The 10839-nt window shown below is 52.6% G+C and carries 7 protein-coding genes and 2 pseudogenes; 2 read left to right on the top strand and 7 right to left on the bottom strand.

Annotation, left to right across the window (positions count from 1 at the left end; genetic code table 11):
- A partial coding sequence (locus GOB87_RS15285; protein ID WP_166318721.1) for a DNA/RNA non-specific endonuclease occupies window positions 1-660 on the top strand: 660 nt, incomplete at its 5' end.
- Here the strand turns inward: GOB87_RS15285 and GOB87_RS15280 are convergent.
- From GOB87_RS15280 to GOB87_RS15250, 7 genes and pseudogenes are all read right to left on the bottom strand, one after another.
- A pseudogene (locus GOB87_RS15280) lies at window positions 657-1605 on the bottom strand (IS481 family transposase). The gene GOB87_RS15285 and the pseudogene GOB87_RS15280 overlap by 4 nt on opposite strands.
- Window positions 1606-1668: 63 nt before the next feature.
- Complete coding sequence (locus tag GOB87_RS15275; protein WP_166318718.1) at window positions 1669-3003, bottom strand: sensor histidine kinase; 1335 nt, start codon at window positions 3001-3003, stop codon at window positions 1669-1671.
- The gene (locus GOB87_RS15270; protein ID WP_166318715.1) at window positions 3000-3668 is read right to left on the bottom strand and encodes a response regulator transcription factor; all 669 of its coding nucleotides are present in this window, start codon (window positions 3666-3668) and stop codon (window positions 3000-3002) included. Before GOB87_RS15270 ends, GOB87_RS15275 begins: the two co-directional genes overlap by 4 nt.
- Window positions 3649-6741, bottom strand: coding sequence for an efflux RND transporter permease subunit (locus GOB87_RS15265; protein WP_166318712.1), 3093 nt, complete (start codon window positions 6739-6741; stop codon window positions 3649-3651). Before GOB87_RS15265 ends, GOB87_RS15270 begins: the two co-directional genes overlap by 20 nt.
- Window positions 6741-7844, bottom strand: coding sequence for an efflux RND transporter periplasmic adaptor subunit (locus tag GOB87_RS15260; RefSeq protein ID WP_166318709.1), 1104 nt, complete (start codon window positions 7842-7844; stop codon window positions 6741-6743). Before GOB87_RS15260 ends, GOB87_RS15265 begins: the two co-directional genes overlap by 1 nt.
- Window positions 7845-7888: 44 nt before the next feature.
- Window positions 7889-9196, bottom strand: coding sequence for a TolC family protein (locus GOB87_RS15255; RefSeq protein ID WP_264806447.1), 1308 nt, complete (start codon window positions 9194-9196; stop codon window positions 7889-7891).
- A 662-nt stretch (window positions 9197-9858) separates the two neighbouring features.
- On the bottom strand, window positions 9859-10437 hold the full coding sequence (locus tag GOB87_RS15250; protein ID WP_242006505.1) for a cytochrome b: 579 nt from the start codon (window positions 10435-10437) through the stop codon (window positions 9859-9861).
- A 171-nt stretch (window positions 10438-10608) separates the two neighbouring features.
- Here GOB87_RS15250 and GOB87_RS16900 point away from each other — a divergent pair.
- Window positions 10609-10737, top strand: a pseudogene (locus tag GOB87_RS16900) (VIT1/CCC1 transporter family protein); the annotation flags it as partial.
- Window positions 10738-10839 lie beyond the last annotated feature (102 nt).

The raw sequence follows: 10839 nt of genomic DNA, 5'->3' as shown, positions 1-10839 counted from the left end.
TCTGCTCAAAACGCAGACTGGACGCCATCGCAAAAACCGTCAATCAAATCGCCAAAACCCAGAAATTACCGGCCAAGCACATCAATCAAGGGTTCTTCGATCCCTCCATCTGGCTGGGACCGCGGGCATGTGGTGCCGTCTGGAGACGAAGCTGGCCTGTCGTGGCAGGAAGAGACCTATGCGCTCTCCAATATTGTGCCGCAGACGGCCGAACTGAATCGGGGTGCCTGGGTCGGTGTAGAGAGTGCGGTGCGCGGACTCGCGGACCGCGACGGTGAACTCTATGTCGTCACGGGACCGGGCTACGATCCCGATGATGACCGGACCATCGGGCCGGACCGAATTCCGGTTCCGGCGCTGACGTGGAAGGCGATCTACGATCCGGTCAGCGAGGGCACCGGGGTCTATGTGTGTCTCAACACCACAACACCGCAGTGCCGTGTCATCTCGGTCGCCCAGCTCACCCAGCTTGTGCGGATCGACCCGTTTCCGGGTGTGCCGGCAACGGAAAAGGACCACGTGATGGCGATGCCGCCGATCGGGGACAGTCCTTATGCGATCGAGCACGACGCCAGCGCGCGCGGGCTTCTGCGCGAATGGGCCGCGCCCAAGGTCCAGAAGGCGTTGCGTGAGTTGGTGAAGGTGATGACCGCGAATTAGGTGTTTAGTCCCGTATTTTGATGGGTTGGATTGATGATGAATCTTTCTGGCTCTGAAGTCCATATTTTGCAGACGTATTCGTAAGGCGTGAGGCCACTCAGGGTCTTGAGCCTTCGCCCGAAGTTATAAGCCGCCATGAAGTCGTTGAGGCGGATCTTCAAGTGCTCATGGCTGTCGTAATGGAAGCGCTTGACGGTTGCCTCTTTGCTTGTCCGGTTCATCCGTTCAACCTGACCATGGGTCCATGGATGATTGGGTTTCGTCAGACGATGTTCGATCCCGTGGGCTTCGCAGATCATTTCGAAGCGCATGGGACGCGACCACGCTGTATTTCGATTACGAGGCTGCTCAGCGAACTGGATCCCATTGTCGGTCAGGATGGTATGGATCCGGCAAGGGATGATGCTCAGGAGATGTTCGAGATGTCTTCCGATCAGCTTTCTCGACCAGTTGTGTGACAGCGAATTTGCTTGTCCGGTCGATGGCAACGAAGAGATACAGCTTACCTTCAGCGGTCTGGACTTCCGCTATGTCGAGATGAAAGAACCCAATCGGGTAGCGTTTGAAGCGCTGGCGTTTGGGCTTGTCTCCCTCGATGTCCGGCAGCCGTGAGATCTCGTGACGCTGAAAGCAGCGATGCAGAGCCGAGCGTGTCAGATGGGGGATACTGGCCTGCAGGGCATAAAGACAGTCATCCAGCGGCAGTAAAGTATGGCGTCGAAACGCTACGATCATCGCTTCGTCCGTCTTCGAAAGGACCGTTGATCGCGGCTCTTTAGGACCTGTCTTCTGATCTTCGACACTCTGTCGCTTCCGCCACTTTGCAACGGTTTTCGGATTGATCCCGAACTCCTCGCTCAGCGTCGCGAGCGAAGCCTGCGATCACTGTATTGCAGCTCGCATGGCGTGCGTCATCGTGGCGCTACCATGGCGTATCTGTCCCATAATGCTTCCCTCCACTCACGTGAAAATATCACACCATCAAACCCCGGGACTAAACACCCAAATTTAAGGTGTAATTTTCTGAATTTGAACACGCACCACAAACTGACACTCTTGTGCATGAGTGAGAATTTGAACAGACGCATCCATCTGCGCTGCAATCTGGTGGACTATAGCTAAACCTAGCCCGCTTCCTGCTGTATCCGAGCGTCCTCGTACAAATGGACGCGATAGCTTATTTAATGCTTCCTGTGACAGAGGCCGACAAGTATTTGAAATAATAATATCTTTATTTCTGCGAATAAAAATTGAAACCGGTTCGGGACTGACGGAATGAAGAACGGCATTTTCGAGCAGGTTTCTCATAAGAATTGCAATGGCATCCATGTCACATATTACAAACAATGAACGCATATTGCCCGTCTCTATACGCAGACGAGGCCTCACATTGGGCGAACTGTTCAGTTCATCGCACAGAAATCGCAGCACAGGTATTAGATCAACCCGCTCACGTTGATAAGCTACTCCGGAAGACGCACGCGAAAATTGTAGAAGTTTTTCCACCGTACGTCCAAAAGCACGTATCTTTTCAACGATCAGAAGACCTCGCTGTTTTAATTCATTGTTATCGTCAAGCTGTTTTGCAAGCATTTGCATTTGCGCCTGTAATGCAGCAAGAGGATTACGTAATTCGTGAGCCGCGCTGGCCGCAAAAGCCCGTTCCGTTTTCAAGGCGACTGCGAGACGTCCCAAAAGGGTATTTGCGGCAGTCTGAATTGTCAGGAGTTCTCGAGGGAGATTCAAAGCGGGGATAGGTTCGAGATTGCCGCTGTCGCGTAATTGCATGGCATTTTGCAGTTGCTCAAGGGGATGCATTGCTCGACTGACACTCCAGCGAACCAGCAACCAAATAAGTGGAAGACATAGTATTAATGGAACGATTGAAATGAGAATAGCGCGAAGGATAGCTTCATTTCGGTGTAGATAAGGCTCACCGACCATAACATGGTAACCAAGTACTGTTGCAGATGCGACATAGACACGAAAATTTCGACCATCACTAAATCCAGGCGTACGAAACATTTCAACAAAAGGAGTCAATGGGGCGTTTTGTGAACGGATAATTACATTTCCAGCATCATCGACGACCTGATATGCGAGCGTGCGAGGCCCAACATCGGGCAGCCATGCAATGTCATGTCCTTCCGGTCTGTAGGGAATGTGCTCGACGACGCTTTGCAGTCGCTCCGCTACTTCCTCTAAAGAATTGTCGAGACGTTCTGTAACTTCATAGCGCGTAAAAGCTGCGAGACTCATTCCTAGAGCAAATAAAGCACACGAAACAACAAGCATGACATGAGTAACAATACGGGATGCGAGACTCCACGTTTCTTTTTTCATGTAGCCTCTCCGTTGGCAAGTGCATAGCCGCGCCCGCGCAAAGTCTGGATAGAGTCAGCGCCAAGTTTCTTCCGTAAACGGCTGATGAAAACTTCTACAGCATTACTGTCCGTATATCCGTTGAAATCATAGAGCGCAGTTTCAATCTGATCACGCGAATGAACGGCCCCGGGATACCGGCTCAATAACTCAAGTACTGCCCATTCTCTCGCTGTGAGTGGTACGGGCTTTCCATTTCGCACGACGACCCCGTGGTCTCGCTCGATAACCAAAGAGCCGATACGCAACAATGGCGCACTGGAACTGAAGCGTCGTCTATTGACAGCCGTGATGCGAGCGACGAGTTCGTCAAGATCGAAGGGTTTCACGATATAATCGTCAGCGCCCTCTGAAAGTCCGGCAATACGATCACTGATCTGATCTTCAGCCGTGGTAATGAGGATTGCGGTTCGATGCGATGAATGACGCAACTCCCGCAAAAGCTGTCGGCTGCTGCCATCCGGTAATCCGAGGTCCATGAGAATTACGTCATATGTTACGACCGCTAATGCTGCTCGCGCTGCGTCCAGAGTATCGACATGATCAACGGCATAACCGTTTTCCCGGACATGTTCCGCGACAGCGGCCGCTAGGTCCGCCTCGTCTTCAATCAGCAGGAGACGCATGTATCCGCTCCTTTCCCATGACTTTTGTGTAGAGCGCAGGCAGCACGAGAAGTGTCAGAAATGTTGAGGAAATTAGCCCTCCGATCACCACGCTGGCGAGTGGACGCTCAACTTCCGCTCCAGCACTATTCGAGAATGCCATTGGTACAAAACCAAGACTCGCCACAAGGGCTGTAGCCATCACCGGTCGGAAACGTGAACACGCCGCTTCTATGACGATTGCCATGGTTGCTGGTGCCGTCCGCTCTCGTGTCCGAATGGCGCTGACCAGAACGACACCATTGAGGATAGCTACGCCAAAAAGAGCGATAAAACCAATCCCTGCCGAAATACTGAATGGCAGTCCTCGTGCAATGAGAGTGAAAATACCACCTGTCGCAGCCAAAGGCAGATTGGCGAAAATCAGTAATGCAGCTTTTACAGAACCTAGCGTGAAAGTAAGGAGTGCGAACACCAGAAAAAGGGTAAGGGGAACTACGATAGCGAGACGTTTTGTGGCGGACTGCAGATTCCGAAACTGCCCATTCCATTCAATCGTGTAACCGGGGGGGAGTTGGACCTGTCTTGTTACCTTTTGCTGAGCTTCCGCTACCCACGAGTTGAGATCTCGCTGACGGACATTGCTTTGGATGACCATTCGCCGTCGGACCCGATCCCGATTGATACGTACGGCGCCTATCATTTCATGGATATGTGTTACGTCCGACAATTCCACAAATCCTGAGTGGTCGGCTTTGGGAACGTGCAGTGCTCGAATGCGGGCAGAGGAATTTACTTGTGCTTTGTCTATTCGCACCTGCGTGGCCAGAATGGCATTGTTGGCAATGACGGAGCGTTCACCAATATGACCGCCTATTGCTTCGATCGTATCGAGAATGTCTTGTTCACTGACATTGCGAAACGCAGCTCGTTCTCGGTCCACATCAATGACAAGAAGTGGCATATCTCCATCACCTTCCACGGCAACATCTGCCGCTCCCCGTACCGAAGACATGACAGATGCGACCTGTGTTCCGAGACGCTCAAGTGTTGTGAGGTCATCTCCGTAAATAGAAACAGCAACCTGGGTTCTAACGCCGGAAAGCAGGTCATCCATTCGCATTTGTACTGGTTGACTCCACGAGTACAGGGCATCAGGCAACTCATGGAGTAGAGCCTTGTTCATCGCTTCCACCAGTCCTGCCTGAGTGTGTGCGGTCGTCCATGTGGATGGATCATTGAGGAAGATAAAACTATCTGTTTCGTTCACTCCCATCGGGTCTGTGGGAATGGCCCCGGTACCCGTACTGCTAATGACGGTTTTAACTTCTGGAAAACGCCGCAAGATGTGTTCTTGGCGTGTCACACCCGCGATAACGGTGTCCAATGAGGCCGAGGGGAGACGGGTTGTAGTGACTGTAAGCGCTCCTTCATCAAGTTGCGGAATGAATTCTCCGCCAAGATGTGTGGCGAGTACGGCGGATAGTCCGAATAATGTTAATGTGAAGCTCAGGACGATCCACGGGTGTATAGAACAAAACGACAATAGACGCTGGTATGGATAGCGAAGAAGAGCAATAATGCGTGTATCACCGTTACGGGTAGGTGCGTGACGCAGTACTAAAGCCGTCAATGTCGGTGCACAAATAAAGCAATATAACAGGGATGCCAGCAACGCCATGATGATGGTCTGTGCCATCGGGCGGAACATTTTGCCCTCGACCCCCTGAAGCGTGAGGATGGGAAGATACACCATCATGATGACACCGATTGCCAGACAGACCGGTCGCGCTACCTGTTGCATGGAGGATAAAACCAGCGTTTCCAGCGGGGCAGCCGGAGTACGTGTACGCAGAGCCATAACGTGCTCTACGATGACCAGAGACCCATCTACGATCATTCCGAAATCGATCGCGCCGAGACTCAGAAGATTGGCTGATACACCGGCCACTCTCATACCCGTCATCGCGCAGATGAGTGAGGCGGGAATAACGGATGCAATGACCAGCGAGGCTCGCCAGCATCCGATCACGGTCAATAAAACGACGAAAACAAGAATTGCACCGATAATCAGATTTTCGCGTACCGTGGCGATTGTGCGACGTGTCAGATCGGCGCGGGAATAATAGGGCTCCAGTTTTACGCCAGGTGGCAGACTCTTTCGGATAGAAGGAAAGGCGGCTTCGATTTCATTCAGTGTTGCGCTGGAACTAGCGCCGCTTTCCATTAAAATCGTGCCGGCGACGATTTCTCCTGTTCCATCGCGCGTCACGGCACCAAGGCGTGTGCGTGCGCCTTGCGTGACATGTCCGAGATCACGCAAGCGAATTACGCCGCCGTCAGACAGAGCGCGGACAGGAATTTTCCCGAAATCATCAAGGTTTTGGATGAGGCCGCGTCCCACAACGATCTGCTGTTCGCCATGTCGGGCTATCCAGCCGCCTCCAACCGATGCGTTATTGCTGTCCACGGCACGATAAACATCTCCCACCGACACGTCTGTGGCGATGAGCCGCCGTTCGTCCAAGGTGATCTGCCATGTCTCCTCAGCGCCGCCGCCAATGTTGACGTCCACTACTCCGGGAACCAAACGCAGTTGTGGAGCAACCGTCCAGTTCATCAGACGATTCAATGCCATAAGAGATTGACCGCCGCCGCTGACCTGGAATTGCATGATCTCGCCCATGCCAGTGGTGAGCGGTCCGATGTTGATGGTCAATTGTCCCGGTGGGAGATTGGCACGCGCTTGCGCGAGACGTTCCTCTACGCGCGCGCGATCCAGATTGATATCGGTTGCGTCATTGAACTGCACATACACAACCGATACGCCACTGCGCGAAACAGAGCGGAGGTCGGTCATTCCGGGAATGCCGGTCATGCTGGCTTCGACCGGCAAAGTGATCAGCCGCTCCACTTCTTCCGTTGCCAGTCCTGGCGCCACAACCGAGACCAGTACCTGGCGTGGTGAAATGTCAGGCACGGCCTCGACGGGAAGATCCCGCACGATGACGACACCGCCGACCATAAGAAGCATAAGAATGCCGATGATGAGACCTGGCGAACGGATGAGCGCTGTTTGCAGGCGCGACAGCATCAGTCCGCGTCTCCCATGGCTGCCAGTTCGATCAGAGATTTAAGGGCCAGGCTGCCATGCGCCACGATCGTTTCATTCCCTGACAGGGACGCGGATTGGATGATGGCATTTTCCTCATTTTCGATTACGACGGCGACAGGAATAGGCCGATATGCTTCTGCCCCCGCGCGCACAAAGACAACTTTGTCGCCATTGATCTGACGCACGGCTTCAGACGGAACGATCAGCCCTGTACTGTTTTCGCGTGTCGTAGCCACTGCATCAAATGCCATTGCCGGAGCCAATGCGCCTGATGAGTTTGGCATTTCGACAATAAGACGCACCGCTCCCGAAGTCGCTGGCGTGTCGATACCCGCTATTCGTGCCAGGAATGGGCCGGTGGGTAAGGATACCTGTATGTCGGAATCCGGAGATAAACGTGCGGCGTCTTCGGGTGTCACATCCGCCACCAACCATACAGTTGAAAGATCAGTCACGCGGGCAATTTCCGTCTCAGGTCCGATGGAAGCGGTAATCGCAACAGGTAGACTTTTCACAATACCTGTCACCGGAGCGACAATGTCCGTGGCTTCCGGCCCGGAAATGGACTCGGATGCCGAGTGGAATTCTTCTCGAAAGCGGTGGTCCAGCGTGGCGATATCGGCTTCGCGAGCTTGGACCGTGGCTTGTGCCACAGCGAGAGCGTCCCGCCGGCGACGTAATTCCCCCGTTGAGACGGTCTCGCCTGCCAATGTCCGTCCGCGTGCATAAGCGGCCGCAGCTTCATCGCGGTCGGCATTAGCCGCGACAAGAGCGGCTTTGAGCTGCATTGCCTGCAGCGACGCGGTGTGAAGCGAGTGATTCCGATAACTGAGGAGGATATCACCCTTCTTGACGGCCTGACCGGGAAGAACGTGGATGCTTTCCACGCGTCCTTGACCTGTCGGACGAATGGGGACGTCACGATTCTCGTCCACGACGACGCGTAACATCAATGGCATTTCACCCGATACATGACCTGTATGCAAAGTGACGGTTGTCAAACCCACAGCATGGGCAGCTTCCGCACTCATATGAAGCAGTCGCCACGGAGATTCTTGTGCCAAGAGTGAAGAAATCATCATGGTTTGCAGGCAAACCAGAATAATGAGATGTCGCAATATTCTCTTCATAACGGCGCATTCGTCGCAATCAGGAACCGCAGTGCCGCAGCGTGCCACGCAATTTCGGCTTGATCGCGTGCCAACTCTGCTCGGACGGCGTCCTGACGCGCTCGTAAAGTCACATCAAATCCATGTTCGCCTTCACGCCAGGCCCGTTCTTCCGCAACGGCACGATGCTCAAGGTCATTGGCGCTGTCAGACAAGATATTTCGTTCAACGGAAGCTGTGGCCATCCGTTCTCGGACCTGTGCCAGTTCCTGTTTTACCATGCGGCGGGCAAGTTCTTCCTGGCTGGTGGCGGTCGCGAGACGATCAGTCGCTTCCATCATAATAGGGGTGTTGCGCACTTCGCTTGGTAGTGTCAGGGTAATATTTACGCCAACGCGGGTATCCCACGGGCTCCCATATTGTTTCTCGTGAATGGCGCCAATCCCGACTTCGGGATTGGGCATATAGGATCGTCGTGCAAGTTTTAGGGCAGCGCGAGCTGTTTCCAAAGCGGCGTGAGCAGCGCGGACACGTGGCTCTTCTTCAATGATCCGTTCCAGGCGAGCAGAGGAAAGATATTGAAGCCGGGAGGGAAGGTAGACTGAAATATCTGGTAAAAAGGGTTGGCCAGTTAGAATGTCGAGCGTGTTTTGAGCGTTATTCAGAGCTTCCTTTGCTTGGGTCCATTCATCTTCCGCCGTACGGGACGCGGCTCTGGCCAACGCGGCATCCACATTAGGAGTTTCTCCCGTGCGCGCAGATTGAATGGCAAGATCAGATAAATGTCGTGTAGCATTACGCAAATTTGTCATCGCGGTAAGTCGAACATGTGCCAACATCAGTGTCGTTGTTGCATCAAGGAGTCGGATCGCAAGAGTAAGACGGCTCATTGCCAGTTTCTGCGAAGCCATGTTGGCATCTGACATGGCGACGTCATGAGTGGCATCCTCTTGTCCCGGCAGCCACAAGGGAACGCTCACAGAACCTTCGTAAGTGGTATATCCCTCGTTGCTACCGATAAAATGATCATCCATGTAAGAACCGTTGACGGTGGGGCCACCGGCAAACCATGAATGTGCGGCATCGGCTTTTTTCAACGCGGAGTTCTGATGGGTCCGGAATTCTTCCCGATATGGATCTCGCGCCCATGCATGATCGAGAGCTAACCGAAATGGAATTAACGGTGATGGAGAAACAGAGAGAGGGAAGGAGGTAGTATGTTGTGTAGAATACACCACATGTGCGGACCATGAATCGGCATGCGCTGACACTATATTGAAAATGATACCAAAGAAAAACAGCGAGAAAGCGCGATTGATGGTCACTGATCTGTCGTCTCAGTGGTACAGGCACTCCACAGTAACTTTATGACCCGGGCGAGATCGTCTTTAATCACGGAAGGAGGCTGAGAGTTTGAAAACGGAGAAAGAGACACACGAGATGATCGGATTGCTTCGTTTTCCGAGAATAGCGTGACAGAGATATGCCCGTTCGCTTGTCCTTGTCCGCGTGGCTGTACGACAGAAGCTTTTAAATGAAGAGGACCGCGGCTGAAGCAAGTGGATTTCAGCGCCTCTTCGTTCGGGCAGGGAAATGAGTTCTGAACGGCTTCAGCGACGCTGGACGCCGGGTAATCACGGAAGTTGCCCGTGACATGCAAATGCAAGGGGGAACCGCTTTCCCGACATACTGTCGTGGGGCTCTCTGCAGCTGCGCTGTGTGCCTGAAAAAGCAGCAGACAGGCAATGCCTACAAAAAATACCCCTAATCTACGAGGTTCAGTCCCGCTGTTTGTAAAAGAGAACGGATTAGCCATGTGGTCATTCTAGGAAGGCAACCTGACGGCAACCTGAACGGATTGAATGGTCTTTTTCGCATTCTGCTGACTCGAAAATATTTCATCTGAACGTTGAGTGATGTGTACGAAATCCCTTCATATTACCCAATCGCTGGTGCATGAGGACATCCTGGTAACGGATGCCGGAAGTCATGGCTTGCGGTAAAGCATCCGTTCCAGAACTCTGTCTTTCAGGATAAACTGATGGAAAAGTGCGGCACCGCCGTGACCTATTGCGAGACCAACGATGAGCCATGCATTCCAGTGATGCAGCGATTGAATCCATTCGAGCGTCTTTGTTTGAAAGCGCATGAGTGGTGAAGGAAGCGAGAGATTGAAAAAGCTCATTGCTTGCCCGCTTCCCCAACGCCAGAGATAGCCGAGAACAATTTCTGCCAACAGTAGAATATAGAGTGTGTAATCCATTCCAAGAGCCCACATTCGATCAAGGGGCGAGAGAAGTTTTGACAGACACCGCCCTTTCGTCAGGCGCCATCCAACGCGCAACATCATGATGACGGTCAAGCAAATACCAGCAGTCAGATGGGCGACAACCATGAGGTGATGAACGGGTCTCGTGGGTAAATTCCAGGTTTCACCAAGAGCAAACTGAAATGCGACGAGCAGGGCCGTCATCCAGTGGAGAGCAATTGTTGGCGTATCATAGCGTGAACTGCCTGCAATGATGGGGGACGAAACAGACATGCGCACCCTTGCAAAAATGATCATAAGTGGCCCTGTATATTAGGCCAACCTTACAGGAACCTGAACGGTAAATATTTATATTTATCTGGATAATATTGCAAATAACTCTCATTTTGTGCGGTGATTTTTGTGTTGCGAGGGGGTTTATTTTCTCTATAGATCGGCGTGGTATTTGTTGTAGAAGTGAGTCCTCTAATGTCTCGTCTTCCTCCCCAAACCGAACGCCATTCCGTCGAAAAATTAGGATGGTTGCGCGCAGTCGTTCTGGGCGCCAATGACGGGATATTATCGACCGGAAGTCTTATCGTCGGAGTTGCTAGGGCCTGTTAGATCTTGAATTTCTTCCCATATTGTAGGGATGGAAGAAGGAGACAGAACAGGCACCTTTACGGACGAGACATGGGCGATCTGGGAACCTCTGATTGA

The organism is Acetobacter estunensis (assembly GCF_011516945.1).
GTDB classification, from domain to species: domain Bacteria; phylum Pseudomonadota; class Alphaproteobacteria; order Acetobacterales; family Acetobacteraceae; genus Acetobacter; species Acetobacter estunensis.
The sequence above is the reverse complement of the archived record's forward strand: the minus strand, read 5'-3'. Positions and strand labels throughout refer to the sequence as shown.